A 16,977-nucleotide genomic window follows, 5' to 3' on the forward strand; every position below is an offset into this window, starting at 1 on the left:
AGACATGCCGAATTTCGTCACCGATATTACCAGTGCTGCGGACCTCGTCAGCCGCGCCGACCGTATTCTCGTGATCGGCTGCTCCGGCGGCGGCAAGACGACGCTGTCGAAACGCCTCGGCGCGCTGCTCGGTGTGCAGCATATATCCATGGACCGCGACTTCTATTGGCTGCCCGGCTGGGTGAGAAGGCCGAAGGCCGAGGAGCGCGCGATGATCGCGGACGCTGTCGCCGAGGAGCGGTGGCTGATGGACGGCACCGGCGCCTCGACCTTCGATCTCAGGATGCCGCGCACCGATATGGTGCTCTGGGTTCGGCTGCCGCGCTGGCGTTGCCTGCTCGGTGTCACCACGAGGTGGCTTCGCTGGCGGGGCAGGGCGCGACCGGAGATGGCGCCGGGTTGCCCGGAAAGGCTGGATGGTGAGTTCCTGACCTATATCTGGAATTTCGAGCGCCGGTGGGCGCCGCTCATCCTCGCGGGCATTGAGCGATACAAGCCCGATGTGCCCGTCCTTCAGTTGAAATCGCACCGTGACATGCGCCGCCTTCTTGATCTTCTCGGCGCGCCCGCTTAACTGCCGGTCATGCCTCAGTTCGAAACGCACCGCCCCGTCCCGCATTCCGCAGACCAGATGTTCGATCTCGTTGCCGATGTCGAGAAATACCCGCAATTTCTGCCGCTCTGCGAGGGGCTTGCGATCCGCAGCCGCAAGGAGCGCGATGGCAAGGTCCTGCTCATCGCCGACATGACGGTCGGTTACAAGGCGATCCGCGAGACCTTCACGACGCAGGTGCTGCTCAACAAGGCCGAGCGCGTCATCGACGTCAAATACATCGACGGCCCCTTCAAGTATCTCGACAATCGCTGGCGCTTCGAGGACACCGCGTCGGGCTCCAACGTGCATTTCTTCATCGATTACGAGTTCAAGAGCCGCATCCTCGGCGCTCTTATGGGCTCGATGTTCGACCGCGCCTTCCGGATGTTCACCGAAGCTTTCGAAACGCGCGCCGGCAAGATCTACAGTTGATCCAGCTTACTGCGGCCCGAGCTGCCGGATCATCGCCAGCGCCGTCCTGACGGTGGCGAGACGAACCTCGCCGCGGCCGATATCGCCATAAAGCATCCTGTTGTGGATGAGGTCACCGTGCCGTGACTTGGCGGCGAGGTGCACGAGGCCAACGGGCTTTTCCGCCGATCCACCGCCTGGCCCGGCAATGCCCGTGACGGCAACGGCGATCGATGCGCGCGAGCGGAAGAGGGCGCCATGTACCATCTGCCGCGCCGTCTCTTCCGATACCGCGCCGAAACGCGCAAGCGTCGCTTCCTGAACGCCCAGCATTTCCATCTTCGCGGTGTTCGTATAGGTGACGAAGCCACGGTCGACGACCGCCGACGAGCCGGCAATTTCTGTGAGCGCGCCGGCAATCAGCCCGCCGGTGCATGATTCCGCCGTCGAAACCATCAATCCCGCCGCTCCCAGTGTCCTGATGATGGCTTCGGCCTCGGACAGGATATCGGCGGGAAAGAGGCTCATTGGCTGATCTCCTGATAGACGACGGTCGCTGTGGCGATTGCGGCGATCCCCTCGCGGCGGCCGACGAAGCCGATGGTCTCGTTGGTCGTCGCCTTGACCGAGCAGCGGTCGATCGTGATGCCGAGGAACTCCGAAAGCATGGCGCGCATCGTGTCGCGGTGCGGCCCGACCTTCGGCGCTTCGGCAATCAGCGTCACGTCGGCGTTCATGATGGTGCCGCCGCGCTCGCGAACGATCGTGGCCGCATGCTCGATGAAGATGCGAGATGGAGCGCCCTTCCATTGCGGGTCCGACGGCGGGAAGTGGTCGCCGATATCGCCGGCGCCGCAGGTGGCAAGCAGCGCGTCCGTCAGCGCGTGCAGCGCGACGTCGGCGTCTGAGTGGCCCTTGAGCTTCTGGTCGTGCGGAATGAAAACGCCGCAGAGCGTCACGCCATCGCCGGCCTCGAGTTGGTGCACGTCGTAGCCGTTGCCTGTGCGCACATCGGGAAGGCGTGTGCTGGAAAGTCTCTGGTCCGCCATTGCGATATCACGCCTCACTGTCAGTTTTACATTGTCGGCCATGCCTTCGACGATGGTCACGGGGTGGCCGGCCCATTCGGCGATTGCCGCATCGTCGGTAAAATCGTTGCGATCGGCAGCCGCCGCCTTCTCATGCGCTGCAAGGATGATGCCGAAGTCGAAGGATTGCGGTGTCTGCGCGGCAAAGAGCTGCGCGCGGGGCACGGTCTCGACCACGATGTCGGATTGATCGGCGCGCTTCAGCGTATCAGCAACCGGCATGGCTGGCAGCACGGCAGGCGCGCCCTCAGCTAGGGTGGCCGCGACGCGGTCGAGCAGATCGTGATCGAAGAATGGCCGCACGGCGTCGTGGATCAGGACATGGGTGATCCCCTTGTCCTTCAGATGCCGAAGACCTGCGAGCACCGATTGTTGGCGCGTCGAGCCGCCATGGACAGTCGCGATTGGCAGCTTGGAGGTGACACCAGCGGTTGCCTTCGCAAACAGAGCTTCGTCATCGGCGTGAATCACCGCGACGATCTCGGTCGCCCGATGCCATGTCGCAAAAAGTTCGAGCGTGTGGGCAATGACGGGCCGGCCACCGATCCGGCGATATTGCTTTGGGCCTTCAACGGATGCGCCAGCGCGCTCGCCCCGGCCTGCGGCCACCACGATAATTCCGATCGATATCGGTTGCTTTTGATGCATTTGCGGCATAAATCCCCAAAAAGCAGAATTTCTGGAGGTGCTCTAACGGCTTGGCGCACCGAATTCCAGCATCTGCCCGAAAAATATCAATTCGGGCACTTCCCCCTTGGCAAGTCTTTTAAATCTGTCTAAAAATAGTGCACCTGCTTAGCGTGCCTGAAAGATAATCAGTTGTCTGACATACACCTCGCATCTCCTTTGTGCATCGGAACCGTTGCGGTGCGCAACCGTATCGTGCTGGCCCCCATGTCCGGCGTCACCGATATGCCGTTCCGTCAATTGGCCTGGCGCCACGGCGCGGGACTGGTGGTGACCGAGATGGTGGCAAGCCGCGAACTCGTCAACGACACCGAACAATCCTGGGCGCGACTGAAGACCGCGGGCTTCAATCCGCACATGGTGCAGCTTGCCGGCCGCGAAGCGCACTGGATGGCGGAAGGCGCGAAGATCGCCGCCGATCACGGTGCCGATATCATCGATATCAACATGGGATGCCCGGCCAAGAAGGTGATCGGCGGCTATTCCGGCTCGGCGCTGATGCGTGATCCCGACCACGCGCTCGGCCTGATCGAGGCGACAGTCAAGGCGGTCGATGTTCCCGTCACGCTCAAGATGCGGCTTGGCTGGGACGAGAATTCGATCAACGCCCCCGAAATCGCAAAGCGTGCCGAAGACGCCGGCGTTCAACTGGTCACGATCCACGGCCGTACGCGCATGCAGTTTTACGAAGGACACGCCGATTGGGACGCGATCCGCGCCGTGCGCGATGTCCTCACCATCCCGCTGGTCGCCAATGGCGACGTCGAAACGGTCGAGGATGCCCATGAAATCCTGCGCCGCTCGGGCGCCGATGCCGTTATGATCGGCCGTGGCTGCCAGGGGCGCCCGTGGCATGCCGGCGTGCTCGCCGGAGCCGATGCGCCTCAGCCATGGGAGATCGCCGATATCGCCGTCGAACATTATCGCATGATGCTCGATTTTTACGGGGAAGCGGTCGGCGTTCGTCATGCTCGCAAGCATCTCGGCTGGTATATGGAGCGCTTCGCACCGTCGGTGTCGGCAAACGACAAGGCGGCGATCATGACCGCACGCGACCCACGCGAGGTCTCGCAACGATTCCACGATGCCCTGGTCGCGGCGGCAGACAATACAGATGCCCGGGAGGCTGCATGACAAACGACGCGTCGCTATCATCTGCCCATGCCGGCAGTGCCGTCGCCATGGCCGTTCTCAACGCCATCCAGAACCCCGTCATCATGGTCGATGATGCTGGGCTTGTCGCCTTTGCCAACTGGGAGGCGGAAGCCTTCTTCGGGGCCAGCGCCTCGCATCTGGCGCGCTACAAGATCTCGACCTTCATTCCCTTCGGCAGCCCGCTTCTGGCGCTGATCGACCAGGTGCGCGAACGCCGCGCGCCGATCAACGAGTATCGCGTCGATCTAAGCTCGCCAAGGCTTGGCCAGGACAAGCTCGTCGACATCTACGTGGCGCCGGTGACAAGCGAGCCAGGCTCCGTCGTCATAGTCTTCCAGGAACGCTCGATGGCCGACAAGATCGACCGGCAGCTGACGCATCGCGCCGCCGCCCGTTCGGTCACCGGTCTCGCGTCCATGCTGGCGCACGAGATCAAGAACCCGCTCTCCGGCATTCGCGGCGCCGCGCAGCTGCTCGAGCACTCGGCAACCGACGACGACCGCGCGTTGACCCGGCTGATCTGCGACGAAACCGACCGCATCGTTTCGCTGGTCGACCGCATGGAAGTCTTCTCCGACGAGCGCCCCGTCGACCGCGTGCCCGTGAACATCCACTCCGTGCTCGATCATGTGAAGGCAGTCGCCAAGGCGGGCTTTGCGCGTCACATCAAGATCACCGAGAACTACGACCCCTCGCTGCCATCGGTCTACGCCAACCGCGACCAGCTGGTGCAGGTCTTCCTCAATCTCGTGAAGAACGCTGCCGAGGCGATCGGCGACCGCCCGGATGGCGAAGTCGTGCTGACGACCGCCTATCGTCCCGGCATCCGCCTCTCTGTCGCGGGAACGCGCGAGAAGATCTCGCTGCCGCTGGAGTTCTGCGTGCAGGACAACGGCCCTGGCGTGCCGTCCGATCTCCTGCCGCATCTGTTCGATCCCTTCATCACCACCAAGACCAACGGCAGCGGCCTCGGCCTTGCGCTGGTGGCCAAGATCATCGGTGATCATGGCGGCATCATCGAATGCGACAGCCAGACCAACAAAACCACATTCCGCGTGCTCATGCCTGCCTCCAAGGACGCATCGCTTGAGGACGCAACCATAACCCCCACAGGACCTTCTCGATGACAGCAACGATCCTCGTCGCGGATGATGATGCGGCAATTCGTACGGTGCTTAATCAGGCCTTGAGCCGCGCCGGATATGACGTGCGTATCACCTCGAACGCAGCCACACTGTGGCGCTGGGTTTCGGCGGGCGAGGGCGACCTCGTGGTCACCGACGTCGTGATGCCCGACGAGAATGCCTTCGACCTGCTGCCGCGCATCAAGAAGGCCCGCCCGGATCTTCCGGTGCTGGTCATGAGCGCGCAGAACACCTTCATGACGGCGATCAAAGCCTCAGAGAAGGGCGCCTACGACTATCTGCCCAAGCCCTTCGATCTCACCGAGCTGATCGGCATCATCGGCCGAGCGCTGTCCGAACCGAAGCGCAAGCCGGCCAAGGTCGAAGATGACGTGCAGGACGGCATGCCGCTGGTTGGCCGCTCGGCCGCCATGCAGGAAATCTATCGCGTCCTGGCGCGTCTGATGTTGACCGACCTGACGCTGATGATCACCGGCGAATCCGGCACCGGCAAGGAACTGGTCGCCCGCGCGCTGCACGACTACGGCAAGCGCCGCAACGGTCCCTTCGTCGCGATCAACATGGCTGCGATCCCGCGCGATCTGATCGAATCCGAGCTGTTCGGCCATGAGAAGGGTGCCTTCACCGGCGCCCAGACCCGCTCCACCGGCCGCTTCGAGCAGGCCGAGGGCGGCACGCTGTTCCTCGACGAAATCGGTGACATGCCGATGGATGCGCAGACGCGCCTGCTGCGCGTGCTGCAGCAGGGCGAATACACCACCGTCGGCGGTCGCACCCCGATCCGCACCGACGTGCGCATCGTCGCCGCCACCAACAAGGATCTGAAGCAGGCGATCAACCAGGGCCTCTTCCGCGAAGACTTGTACTACCGCCTCAACGTCGTGCCGCTGCGCCTGCCGCCGCTGCGCGACCGCGCTGAAGATATCCCCGATCTCGTCCGTCACTTCGTCCAGCAGGCGGAGAAGGAAGGCCTCGGCACCAAGCGCCTCGATCAGGAAGCGCTCGATCTGATGAAGGCTTACGCCTGGCCGGGCAACGTGCGCGAGCTGGAGAACCTCATCCGCCGTCTGATGGCACTTTATCCACAGGATGTGATCACCCGCGAAATCATCGAATCCGAGCTGCGGTCCGATGTGCCGGACAGCCCGATCGAGAAGGGTCCGATCCGCAATGGCAACATGACCATTGCCCAGGCCGTCGAAGAAAACATGCGGTCCTATTTCGCGACTTTCGGCGATAACCTGCCGCCTCCGGGCCTTTATGACCGCGTTTTGACCGAGATGGAGTATCCTCTCATCCTGGCAGCGCTGACGGCCACGCGCGGCAACCAGATCAAGGCCGCCGATCTGCTCGGTCTCAACCGCAATACCCTGCGCAAGAAGATCCGCGAACTCGGCGTATCGGTCTACCGAAGCTCCCGCACCGCTTGACGCCCTGCAACGCTTGACAATGTGACGTGATGCGTTGCATTTTCGCCACATTGCGTTGCCAATAAGTCACGCAAGGGGTTTGTGTTCCTGCGGTCAGTTCTGCGTCCGAAGATCCGGCTCGACGATGGACGAGCGGGAGATCGAGCGCGGTCTTTCACCCTGACCCATGGACGGCGGCGAAATGCGTTTCGCCGCGTGGAGAGTTAAACGAATGAAGCAGGATGCGTTGCCGCCGGCGGCGGAGGGCGAAGCAGTTACCACGGTAACGGATCGCCGCGCGCTGTTTGCTCTGCCCGGTCTCGTGCTTGCCGGGGGCGCGCTCCTCTGCGCCACGATGACGCTCTTCGTGCTGCTCGGCCTGACGCCGATCGCCCCGACATCGCCGGTGGTCATCACCTCCGTCGTCGTCAATTCCTTCTTCGTCCTCGGCCTTATGGCGTTGATCGGTCGCGAGGTCTCGCGGCTTCTGAAAGCGCGCAAGCGTGGCCGTGCCGCAGCACGCCTGCATATCCGCATCGTTGTCCTCTTCTCGATCGTCGCGATCACGCCCGCCATCCTCGTTGCTCTCTTTGCCAGTATCACGCTGAACGCCGGTCTCGACCGCTGGTTCGCGCTGAGGACGCAGTCGATCGTCAGTTCCTCCCGAAACATCGGGCAGGCCTACATGATGGAGAATGCAAGCTATCTGCAGGGCCAGACGGTCTCGATGGCAAACGATCTCGAGCGCAATCGCCAGTTGTTCAATCTCGACCGCACCGGCTTTGCTGAGTTGATGACACGCCAGGCGAGGGGACGCGGCCTGCTCGGCGCCTTCCTGGTGGAGGCGGATGGTACTGTGATCACGCAGGCCGATATCAAGACCGAGAAGCCATTACCGGCGATCCCGCAGGATGCCTTGAACAAGGCCTCGGCCGGCCAACCGACGCTCATCCCGCCGGGTGTCACCAATCTCGTCGGCGCCATCATCCGGCTCGAATCCATCGACGGCGCTTTCCTCTATACTGTGCGCGCGGTTGACCCCAAGGTCATGACCGCGATGCGGATGATGGAGGAGAACGCCACCGAGTATAAATCGATGGAGGCGGGGCGTTTCTCGCTGCAGATCGCTTTTGCCATTCTATATGTCGGTTTCGCACTAATCGTGCTTCTTGCCGCAATCTGGACCGCAATCGCCGTGGCCGACCGCATTGTCCGCCCGATCCGGTTGCTGATCACCGCGGCCGACAGCGTCGCCTCCGGCAACATGGACATCGTCGTTCCCGTGCACGCCGTCGATGGCGACGTCGCCAACCTGTCGCGCACCTTCAACAAGATGATCTCCGAAATCCGCACCCAGCGCGACGAGATCCTTGAGGCCAAGGACGAGGTGGATGACCGCCGCCGCTTCATCGAGGCCGTGCTGTCGGGCGTGACCGCCGCCGTCATCGGCGTCGAGCATGATCGCCGGGTCACCATCGTCAACAGTTCGGCCGAAACGCTGATGGCACTCGATGCGGGGGACATGCTCGGCAAGCAGCTTTCCGAGATCGCGCCCGAGGTCGACCAGGTGCTCACCGAGGCGGCGTCGCGCTATCGCGGCGATTTCCGCAAGCAAATCGCGCTGGTACGTGCCGGCACCGTGCGTACGCTGAGCGTCCAGGTAACGCGCGAGGAAGTGCGCGATCTCAGCGAATCCTACGTCATCACGCTCGACGACATCACAGACCTCGTCATCGCCCAGCGCTCCACCGCCTGGGGAGACGTGGCGCGCCGTATCGCCCACGAAATCAAGAACCCGCTGACCCCGATCCAGCTGTCGGCCGAGCGCATCCAGCGCCGCTATGGCAAGCAGATCAACCAGGATGACCGCGGCGTCTTCGATCAGTGCACCGAGACGATCATCCGCCAGGTCGGCGATATTGGCCGCATGGTCGACGAGTTCTCCTCTTTCGCGCGCATGCCGAAGCCGATCAAGGAGCCGAGCGACCTGCGCAAGATCCTGCACGACGCGGTCTTCCTGCGCGAGATGGGTAACAGCCACGTCGCCTTCCTTCAGGAGTTCGGCGACGCGCCGCTCGAAGGACAATTCGACAGCCGCATGCTGGGGCAGGCCTTCGGCAATCTCATCAAGAATGCGGTGGAAGCGATCGAGGCTGTTCCGGCCAACGAGCGCGAGGAGCGTAAGGTGCTGGTACGCGCATCGCTCGATCAGCCGCGTGACCGTTTCACCGTCGATATCATCGATAACGGGCGCGGTCTGCCTGTCGAGAACCGGCACAGCATTTTGGAGCCGTATATGACGATGCGCGAGAAAGGGACCGGTCTCGGCCTCGCCATCGTGAAGAAGATTATTGAAGAACATGGCGGGCAGCTCGAACTGCATGATGCACCCGCTGATTTTGACCAGGGAAGAGGGGCCATGATCCGCGTGCATCTGCCACGCCTGGAGCAATCGCCCGCCGCCTCGGCCGCAAGTGACAAGGAAAATGCATATGGCCTCTGATATTCTGGTCGTCGACGACGAACACGACATCCGCGAGATCGTCTCCGGCATTCTCTCCGACGAGGGCCACGAGACCCGCACCGCACACGACAGCGACAGCGCTCTGGCTGCGATCTCGGACCGTGCGCCGCGGCTGATCTTCCTCGACATCTGGATGCAGGGCAGCAAGCTCGATGGTCTGGCGTTGCTGGATGAGGTCAAGGCGCGCCATCCCGATATTCCGGTCGTCATGATCTCCGGTCACGGCAACGTCGAAACCGCTGTCTCCGCCATCAAGCGCGGCGCCTTCGATTTCATCGAGAAGCCCTTCAAGGCCGACCGCCTGATCCTGATTGCCGAGCGTGCGCTGGAAAACTCCAAGCTCAAGCGTGAAGTCTCCGAATTGAAGCGCAAGGCCGGCGATCCGGTCGAGCTGATCGGCACCTCCGTTGCCGTCTCGCAGCTGCGCCAGACGATCGAGAAGGTATCGCCGACCAACAGCCGCATCATGATCCTCGGCTCCTCCGGCTCCGGCAAGGAGCTGGTCGCGCGGATGATCCACAAGAAGTCGTCGCGCGCGAGTGGTCCGTTCGTGGCCATCAATGCCGCCAACATCACGCCCGACCGCATGGAAGTGGCGCTCTTCGGAACCGAAGGCTCGCCCGGCCAGGCGCGCAAGATCGGCGCGCTTGAGGAAGCCCATCGCGGCATTCTCTATCTCGACGAGGTCGGCGAAATGCCGCGCGAGACGCAGAACAAGATCCTGCGCGTGTTGGTCGATCAGCAGTTCGAGCGCGTTGGCGGTTCCAAGCGCGTGAAGGTCGATGTGCGCATCGTCTCGTCCACGGCCTACAACCTGGAAAGCCGGATTGCCGAGGGCTGGTTCCGCGAGGATCTCTACCACCGCCTCGCCGTGGTGCCGGTCAAGGTGCCGTCGTTGGCGGAGCGTCGCGAGGATATTCCATTCCTTGTCGATCAGTTGATGCGCCAGATTTCCGAGCAGGCCGGCATTCGTCCACGCCGCATCGGCGACGATGCGATGGCGGTTCTGCAGGCCCACGACTGGCCGGGCAATATCCGCCAGCTGCGCAACAACATCGAGCGCCTGATGATTCTCGCCCGGTCCGATGGCCCGGATGCGCCGATCACTGCCGAGATGCTGCCGACCGACCTCGGCGACATGCTGCCGAAAGTATCGGCCAAGAACGACTACCACATCATGACGCTGCCGTTGCGCGAGGCGCGCGAGATGTTCGAGAAGGATTATCTCATCGCCCAGATCAATCGATTCGGCGGCAATATCTCGCGTACCGCCGAGTTCGTCGGCATGGAGCGTTCGGCGCTGCACCGCAAGTTGAAGTCGCTGGGTGTCTGATCAGAGGCTTGATCGGTAGCCGGCGTGTCTTTTCGATGGGCGGGCAGGGTAGCGGCAGCGCATGAGTTGATCTGCTGCCGCATAAAATTAGACAGGTCTTTTTCGCCGTTGCGGAAAAGATTGCGATTTGATACCAAAGGCTTTCCAGGCTGCAGGGATGAGGGTTGTCGGCTGCCTGATGGAAAAATAAGAAGTATTTTACCGGCACGTGAAGGCCGGCAATAAAGAAAGAATCGGCGCGATGGCGGAACGTTCTCAAAACCTGCAGGACTTATTTCTCAATACTGTTCGCAAGCAAAAGATTTCCCTGACTATATTTCTGATTAACGGTGTGAAGCTGACCGGCGTTGTTACGTCGTTCGACAACTTCTGCGTTCTGCTGCGCCGTGACGGCCATTCGCAACTCGTGTATAAGCACGCGATCTCGACCATCATGCCCGGCCAGCCGATGCAGATGTTCGAAAGCGAAGAATCCGCTTCCTGACAGGACAGACGTCATCTCGACACGTGATACCAAGAATGATTCGATCATCCCGGAAGCCATGAAGCACCGGGATGACATGCGTGCGACCGTCGTTGTGCCCGTGCTCAAGCAGGCACGCGGCAGCCGCGGCAGTGCCGACACCGTCACCACGACCCGCACGCCGGAAAGCCGCCTCGAAGAGGCGACTGGCCTGGCGCAGGCGATCGATCTCGATGTGGTCAAGGGCACCGTCGTCACCGTCAGCGAGCCGCGTCCGGCAACGCTGATGGGCACCGGCAAGATCCAGGAGATCAAGGACAGCCTTGATGAGACTGATTCCGGCCTCGTTATCGTCGATCATCCGTTGACCCCGGTTCAGCAGCGCAATCTCGAGAAGGAATGGAACGCCAAGGTCATCGACCGCACGGGCCTCATTCTCGAAATCTTCGGCCGCCGCGCCTCCACCAAGGAAGGCACGCTGCAGGTCGATCTCGCGCATCTCAACTATCAGAAGGGCCGGCTGGTTCGCAGCTGGACCCACCTTGAGCGTCAGCGCGGTGGCGGTGGCTTCATGGGTGGTCCAGGTGAAACCCAGATCGAAGCCGACCGTCGCATGCTGCAGGACCGCATCATCAAGCTCGAGCGCGAGCTGGAGCAGGTGGTTCGCACGCGCCAGCTGCATCGCGCCAAGCGCCGCAAGGTGCCGCATCCGATCGTGGCACTGGTGGGTTACACCAACGCCGGCAAGTCGACGCTGTTCAACCGCATCACCGGCGCCGGTGTTCTGGCCGAAGACATGCTGTTTGCGACGCTCGACCCGACCCTGCGCCGCATGAAGCTGCCGCATGGCCGCACCGTGATCCTGTCGGACACCGTCGGCTTCATCTCCGACCTGCCGACCCACCTCGTCGCCGCCTTCCGCGCGACGCTGGAAGAGGTGCTGGAAGCGGACCTCGTCCTGCACGTCCGCGACATGGCCGATGAGGACAACCAGGCGCAAAGCGCCGACGTGCTCCGCATCCTGAAGGATCTCGGCATCAACGAGGCCGAAGGCGAAAAGCGTATCATCGAGGTCTGGAACAAGATCGACCGCCTTGAGCGGGAAAACCACGAAGCGATCGTCCAGAAGGCGGAAGGCGCGCGCAATGTCGTGGCCGTCTCCGCCGTGACGGGCGAGGGCGTCGATGCGCTGATGGAAGAGATCAGCCGCAGGCTGTCCGGCGTGCTGACGGAAACCACCGTCGTGCTCCCGGTCGACAAGCTGGCCTTGCTGCCATGGCTTTACGATCACGCCATCGTCGACAGCCGCGAAGACAATGAGGATGGATCGATCACGCTCGATCTCAGGCTGTCTGAAACGGAAGCTGTCGAACTTGAGCGCCGGCTTGGCAATACGACCAGGCCGAAGGAAGACTGGGAGCGCTGATCAGGCGCCCCCCGTTCTCTATGTGTCGCGCTCGGCTAAACCAGCGCGCCCTCATCCTGCTCGGCGACTTTCCTCTCTGACGCAAGTCGATCGAGCTCGATCCGTCCAACCGGATCGAGCAACTCACCTGTGACCAGCGTTGTGATCAGGCTGCGCACCAGCGGCAGCTTGGTCGCCGGGCCAATCATGATGTCGCGGCTGAAAGGCAGCACTGAACTGTCTGATTGATAGAATGGCGTCAGGATACGGCTGAGCAGCTGATAGAACCGGATATGGATCTGCCGCTGCTTCAGGTGACGCTCGATGGCCTCGCCGACCGTTGCCTCGCGGCAGAGCGCCGAAGCGAGAGACGCCGCGTCGAGCAGCGCCATGTTGGCTCCCTGGCCGAGCTGCGGGCTCGTCGCATGCCAGGCATCGCCGATCTTCACCGTGTGCTTTCCAACGATCGGCGTGCGGGTCAGATGCCGGTAGCGCGCGTGTACCGGCTCGGCCACGGCGGCAAGCGCTTCCGCTTCAGGCCAGAAGGATCGTACCGAGTCGATCCAGACCTCGCGCCTGGCGGCCCGCCACGCCTCGAAATCCCTGTTGCGGATGCTCCAGAAGAACGTCGCCATCGGAGCCGCGCCGTCGCGTGCCGTGCCGACAGGCAGCACGCCGGCCATCTGGCTTGCCCTCTTGTAGCGTTGCTCCAGTTCGTCCTTGCGGAAGACGCCATGCTCCGGCCACGGAACCGTCGCCCAGAGCGCCCCATAGCCGAGCTCGGTGGCGGCCTTCGCGGCGAGCGGCGAGTTGGCGCCCATGGCGTCGATGGCGAGATCGGCGGTCGCTGTGCGTATGCCGCCGTCGAGGACCAGGCGCGGCGCGCTGCCTGCCTCGATCTCCGTCACCCGTGATGATGTCTCGAACCGCACCCCTGCACTGATCGCAGCCTCAAGCAAGAGATCGAACAGCGCGACGCGCTGGATGGCGATGCCGTAGGCGCCTGGGCGGTAGCCGACGTCGAGCACCGTCCGACCGTTGCCGGACAGGCTCCCATGCATGCGGCTGATGCGGGCGCCGCGCGCCTCGACTTGATCAAGCAGACCCATGCGCGAGAGCACGGCCGCCCCCGTCGGCTGCAGCACGAAGCCGGAGCCGACGGGCTGCGGCGCGCTCATCTGGTCATAGATGGTCACGCGGGCGCCTCGGCTTGCCAGAAGGGCGGCCAGCGAAAGACCGCCAACACCGGCGCCGGCAATCGCGATGTCGAGCGTTTCAAGCTTCATGGCGCGCCCAGTCAGCCCACCTGTCGCTCGATGGCCTTGGCCGCCTGCCATAGCTCTTCCATCCGCTCCAGCGTCGCGGCCTCCAGCGTTTCACCTTCCGCTTCAAGAGACGTTTCTATATGGTTGAAACGGCGCCTGAACTTGGTATTCGTACCGCGCAGAGATTGCTCCGGATCAGCCTTCACATGCCGGCCGATATTGACCACGGCGAAGATCAGATCGCCGAGTTCGTCGCTCACCTTGGTGTGGTCGCCCGAGGCCAGCGCTTCCCTCAGTTCCGCGATTTCCTCCTCGATCTTGTCGAGAATGGGCTCCGGCGCCGACCAGTCGAATCCGACCTTGGCGGCGCGTTCCTGCAGCTTCAGCGCTTCCGTCAGCGCCGGAAAGCTGCGCTGCACCGAGCCGAGAAAGCCGGCCTTGAAATCCTCCGAGATCCCCCGCGCGGCCCGGCGCTCGGCACGCTCGGGCTTTTCCGCCTGCTTGATATCGTCCCACTGCTTCTTCACCGCGTCGGGCGTATCCGCCTCGGAGCGGGCGAAGACGTGCGGATGGCGGCGGATCATCTTCCGCGTGATCGCCTCGACGACATCGCCGAACGAAAACTCTCCGGCCTCCTCGGCCATGCGGGCATGGAACACGACCTGCAGAAGCAGATCGCCGAGCTCGTCGCAGAGATCGTCCATGTCGTTGCGCTCGATCGCGTCGGAGACCTCATAGGCCTCCTCGATCGTATAGGGCTTGATCGTCTCGAAGGTCTGGACGATGTCCCATGGGCAGCCGGTCTCGGGATTGCGAAGGGCTGCCATGATCTCTATCAGGCGCGAAATGTCTTTGGAGGCTTCCATCGTGTTCTGGCCGATCGTGTCAGTTCAACGGAATGTCGTTGTCGCCCTTGGACGACTGATAGCTTTCGGAGAGCGCGTCGTAGCGAGCCTTGATCCGCGCCGTCTGCGCCTTCAGCTCGGCCTTCTTGGCATCGCTTTCGGTCTCGACGAGATCGGCGATCGCGAAGCTGTTCCAGAAGGCGTTGCTGCGCCGGTAGCCGCCGGGCTCGAGCCCGAACACTTCCTTCAGGATCTTCAGGTCGTGAGGGATCGCGAAGGCGTCGCGGGAATCCTCGTGGCTGAAGAAATAGTAGAAATTGTCGAAGCCCGCCCAGGTGATTGCCGACATGCACATGGTGCAGGGTTCATGCGTCGAGAGGAAGATCAGGTCCTTGGTCGCGGGCTTCTCGCCCAGTTCGTAGAAGCGCTTCAGCGTGTGCACCTCGCCATGCCAGAGCGGGTTTTCCAGCTCGTTGTTGGTCTCGGCAACCACGAGCGAAAGGTCCGATTTGCGCAGGATGGCCGCGCCGAAGACCTTGTTGCCGAGGCCGACGCCACGTTCGGTCATCGGCAGGATATCGTGCTCCATGACATCGAGCAGGCGGGCGGCAATGGTGGTGTCGGACATGGTGTTCTCCTTGTTGCCGGCACTTTATCGCCGGTGCTGCGCGAGGCAAACGAGGATTCTTGGCCGCACCCGAATTTGTCACAGGCTTTGTGCCGCATTGCAGCGTGATTCATCGTGCCACGGGCGCCGCATCGGTGAGTTTTGCTCAAATCATTGACATGCCGGGTAAAACAATACGCGGTCGTAGCGGGTTTGGAATTTATGTTTCTTCATTTGGCTGGTTGGGTGGTGCATATTCCGGCAACTTCGAAATGGATTGATGATGCCTTCCAAGAGTGAGCAACTGTCGGTTTTTCCTGCCTTCGTTCGTGTCGAAGGCAAGATTGCGGCTGTCTTCGGCAATGGCGATGAAGCCTTCGCCAAGGTGCGCCTGCTGTCGAACACCAAGGCCCGGATCGTCGCCTACACGGATCGCCCCGAGGCCGATTACCACGCCCATCTGATCGCCAACCGCATCGAAACCGTCCGCGCCGCCTTCGCGGCTGAGCAGATCGAAGGCGCAACGCTGGTCTTCGCGGCCACAGGCGATGCCGCCGCCGATCGCGCCATCGTCGACGCCGCGCGCGCCGCCAAGGTCCCAGCCAATGCTGTCGATCAGCCCGACTACTGTGATTTCTACACCCCGGCGCTCGTCAATCGCGCGCCTGTCGCGGTTGCGATCGGCACGGAAGGGGCAGGGCCTGTTCTCGCGCAGATGATCCGCGCTCAGGTCGATCAGCTGCTGGCGCCGTCGCTCGGTCGCCTTGCCGAGCTGGCGGTCAGCTATCGCGGTCGCGTCGAGCATGCGCTTGAGAAGGGTGCCACGCGTCGTCTCTTCTGGCGCCGCTTCTTCTCCGGTGCCGTGGCCGATGCTGTTTCCAACGAGAATATGCCGCAGGCACAACGCCGTGCCGACGAACTGTTGCGCTCCGCCGACAAGGCCGAGGGCCGCATCTGGCTGGTCGGTGCCGGTCCGGGCGCCGCCGATCTTTTGACGCTGCGCGCCCAGCGCGTGATGATGGACGCCGATGTCATCGTCTATGACGCATTGGTGCCGCAGGAAATCGTCGACATGGGCCGCCGCGATGCCGAGCGCCTCTCGGTCGGCAAGCGCAAGGGCTGTCATTCCAAGTCGCAGGAAGAGATCAACGACCTCCTCGTCTATCTCGGCCGCGAGGGCAAGCGCGTCGTTCGCTTGAAGTCAGGCGATCCGCTGGTCTATGGCCGCGCCGGCGAGGAAATGGCCGCTCTGCGCGCCGCCGGCATCGCCTATGAAGTCGTGCCCGGCATCACCTCTGCTTTCGCCGCCGCCGCCGATTTCGAACTGCCGTTGACGCTCCGCGGCGTTGCCTCGTCTCTGGTCTTCACGACCGGCCACGATCTGACCGGCGACGTGCTTCCCGATTGGGCAAGCCTTGCCGTATCGGGCGCCACGATCGCCGTCTACATGGGCCGCACCGTCGCGGCATCCGTTGCCGAGCGCCTGATGCATGCCGGCATCGCGCCGGAGACGACGGTCGCCGTCATCGAGAACGCCAGCCGCGCCGATCGCCGGCTGATGCATGGTACGCTTCGCGATCTGCCCGATCTGCAGAGCCGTGATGAACTCACCGGACCTGTCATGGTCATCATCGGCGACGCCGTTGCGGGCGCCAATTTCGAACTGTCCGAACCGCTGGTGCGTGCACGCGCCCGGTCCGATGAACTGCTAAGGAGCTGACTATGGGAGACAAGGTTCTGACCGCCAACAGGCTGACCGACGGCATCGCCGTCTGGCTCGATGCCAACGGCACCTGGGTGACGTCGCTGCAGGATGCGCTGGTCGCGCGCCATGCCGAGGCCGTTGCCGCGCTGGAGGCGATCGGCAAGAAGTCCTATGCCGATAATCTGGTCGTCGATGTCGCCGTGGTTGACGTGCAGGAGACCGATGGTGTTCTCTGGCCGCTGCGCCTTCGCGAGCGCATTCGTGCACAGGGTCCGACCATGGAATACGCGCCGGGCTACAAGCCCGCCGATCCCGCATTCATTGCAGTCTGAGGAATACG

17 protein-coding genes are annotated in these 16,977 nt (G+C 62.8%); 12 read left to right on the top strand and 5 right to left on the bottom strand.

What is annotated here, in order from left to right:
* The first annotated feature begins 4 nt into the window (after positions 1 to 4).
* Together J5286_RS10965 and J5286_RS10970 are read left to right on the top strand one after the other, a co-directional pair.
* Complete coding sequence (locus tag J5286_RS10965; RefSeq protein ID WP_209190360.1) at positions 5 to 574, top strand: P-loop NTPase family protein; 570 nt, start codon at positions 5 to 7, stop codon at positions 572 to 574.
* A gap of 9 nt (positions 575 to 583) precedes the next feature.
* Complete coding sequence (locus J5286_RS10970; protein WP_018899977.1) at positions 584 to 1,027, top strand: type II toxin-antitoxin system RatA family toxin; 444 nt, start codon at positions 584 to 586, stop codon at positions 1,025 to 1,027.
* 6 nt (positions 1,028 to 1,033) lie between these two features.
* Here the strand turns inward: J5286_RS10970 and J5286_RS10975 are convergent, their stop codons facing one another.
* Together J5286_RS10975 and J5286_RS10980 are read right to left on the bottom strand one after the other, a co-directional pair.
* Entirely contained in the window at positions 1,034 to 1,534 is a 501-nt protein-coding gene (locus tag J5286_RS10975; RefSeq protein ID WP_209190361.1) for a CinA family protein, read from the bottom strand.
* Positions 1,531 to 2,751, bottom strand: coding sequence for a bifunctional 2-C-methyl-D-erythritol 4-phosphate cytidylyltransferase/2-C-methyl-D-erythritol 2,4-cyclodiphosphate synthase (locus tag J5286_RS10980; protein ID WP_209190362.1), 1,221 nt, complete (start codon positions 2,749 to 2,751; stop codon positions 1,531 to 1,533). The genes J5286_RS10975 and J5286_RS10980 overlap by 4 nt, the downstream gene beginning before the upstream one ends.
* 162 nt (positions 2,752 to 2,913) lie before the next feature.
* On the opposite strand from J5286_RS10980, the gene dusB reads away from it, so the two are divergent.
* The 7 genes from dusB (at position 2,914) to hflX (ending at position 12,236) form a co-directional block, all read left to right on the top strand.
* Positions 2,914 to 3,915, top strand: a complete 1,002-nt coding sequence (dusB, locus tag J5286_RS10985; protein WP_280638466.1) for a tRNA dihydrouridine synthase DusB — start codon at positions 2,914 to 2,916, stop codon at positions 3,913 to 3,915.
* The gene (locus tag J5286_RS10990; protein WP_018899973.1) at positions 3,912 to 5,063 is read left to right on the top strand and encodes a two-component system sensor histidine kinase NtrB; all 1,152 of its coding nucleotides are present in this window, start codon (positions 3,912 to 3,914) and stop codon (positions 5,061 to 5,063) included. The genes dusB and J5286_RS10990 overlap by 4 nt, the downstream gene beginning before the upstream one ends.
* Positions 5,060 to 6,511, top strand: coding sequence for a nitrogen regulation protein NR(I) (gene ntrC / locus J5286_RS10995; protein WP_209190363.1), 1,452 nt, complete (start codon positions 5,060 to 5,062; stop codon positions 6,509 to 6,511). Before J5286_RS10990 ends, ntrC begins: the two co-directional genes overlap by 4 nt.
* 211 nt (positions 6,512 to 6,722) lie before the next feature.
* The gene (locus J5286_RS11000) at positions 6,723 to 8,993 is read left to right on the top strand and encodes a sensor histidine kinase NtrY-like (RefSeq protein WP_209190364.1); all 2,271 of its coding nucleotides are present in this window, start codon (positions 6,723 to 6,725) and stop codon (positions 8,991 to 8,993) included.
* Positions 8,983 to 10,347, top strand: coding sequence for a nitrogen assimilation response regulator NtrX (ntrX, locus tag J5286_RS11005; protein WP_018899970.1), 1,365 nt, complete (start codon positions 8,983 to 8,985; stop codon positions 10,345 to 10,347). Before J5286_RS11000 ends, ntrX begins: the two co-directional genes overlap by 11 nt.
* Positions 10,348 to 10,588: 241 nt before the next feature.
* Positions 10,589 to 10,831, top strand: a complete 243-nt coding sequence (hfq, locus tag J5286_RS11010) for an RNA chaperone Hfq (RefSeq protein ID WP_018325164.1) — start codon at positions 10,589 to 10,591, stop codon at positions 10,829 to 10,831.
* A gap of 76 nt (positions 10,832 to 10,907) precedes the next feature.
* Positions 10,908 to 12,236 (top strand): GTPase HflX, encoded by a 1,329-nt coding sequence (hflX, locus tag J5286_RS11015; RefSeq protein WP_209190397.1) that lies wholly within the window; start codon positions 10,908 to 10,910, stop codon positions 12,234 to 12,236.
* A gap of 35 nt (positions 12,237 to 12,271) precedes the next feature.
* On the opposite strand, the gene J5286_RS11020 is transcribed toward hflX, so the two are convergent.
* The 3 genes from J5286_RS11020 to J5286_RS11030 are packed head-to-tail and all read right to left on the bottom strand — an operon-like array spanning position 12,272 to position 14,953.
* Positions 12,272 to 13,501, bottom strand: coding sequence for an FAD-dependent oxidoreductase (locus J5286_RS11020; RefSeq protein ID WP_245205781.1), 1,230 nt, complete (start codon positions 13,499 to 13,501; stop codon positions 12,272 to 12,274).
* 11 nt (positions 13,502 to 13,512) lie between these two features.
* Positions 13,513 to 14,346 carry a nucleoside triphosphate pyrophosphohydrolase gene (gene mazG / locus J5286_RS11025; protein ID WP_209190365.1) on the bottom strand — a complete coding sequence of 278 codons (834 nt, stop codon included), beginning with the start codon at positions 14,344 to 14,346 and terminating at the stop codon, positions 13,513 to 13,515.
* A gap of 19 nt (positions 14,347 to 14,365) precedes the next feature.
* The gene (locus J5286_RS11030) at positions 14,366 to 14,953 is read right to left on the bottom strand and encodes a nucleoside deaminase (protein ID WP_209190366.1); all 588 of its coding nucleotides are present in this window, start codon (positions 14,951 to 14,953) and stop codon (positions 14,366 to 14,368) included.
* Positions 14,954 to 15,012: 59 nt separating this feature from the next.
* Here J5286_RS11030 and J5286_RS11035 point away from each other — a divergent pair, with 59 nt between their 5' ends.
* Genes J5286_RS11035 through J5286_RS11045 form a run of 3 tightly spaced genes read left to right on the top strand, consistent with a single transcriptional unit; the run spans position 15,013 to position 16,969 of the window.
* Complete coding sequence (locus tag J5286_RS11035) at positions 15,013 to 15,213, top strand: hypothetical protein (protein ID WP_209190367.1); 201 nt, start codon at positions 15,013 to 15,015, stop codon at positions 15,211 to 15,213.
* Positions 15,214 to 15,215: 2 nt separating this feature from the next.
* Complete coding sequence (gene cysG, locus J5286_RS11040; RefSeq protein ID WP_209215345.1) at positions 15,216 to 16,652, top strand: siroheme synthase CysG; 1,437 nt, start codon at positions 15,216 to 15,218, stop codon at positions 16,650 to 16,652.
* Between the two features lie 2 nt (positions 16,653 to 16,654).
* Positions 16,655 to 16,969 carry a DUF2849 domain-containing protein gene (locus J5286_RS11045; protein WP_111561437.1) on the top strand — a complete coding sequence of 105 codons (315 nt, stop codon included), beginning with the start codon at positions 16,655 to 16,657 and terminating at the stop codon, positions 16,967 to 16,969.
* Positions 16,970 to 16,977: the final 8 nt, after the last annotated feature.

The sequence above is a fragment of the Rhizobium sp. 16-488-2b genome, assembly GCF_017741815.1.
Taxonomy (GTDB): domain Bacteria; phylum Pseudomonadota; class Alphaproteobacteria; order Rhizobiales; family Rhizobiaceae; genus Rhizobium.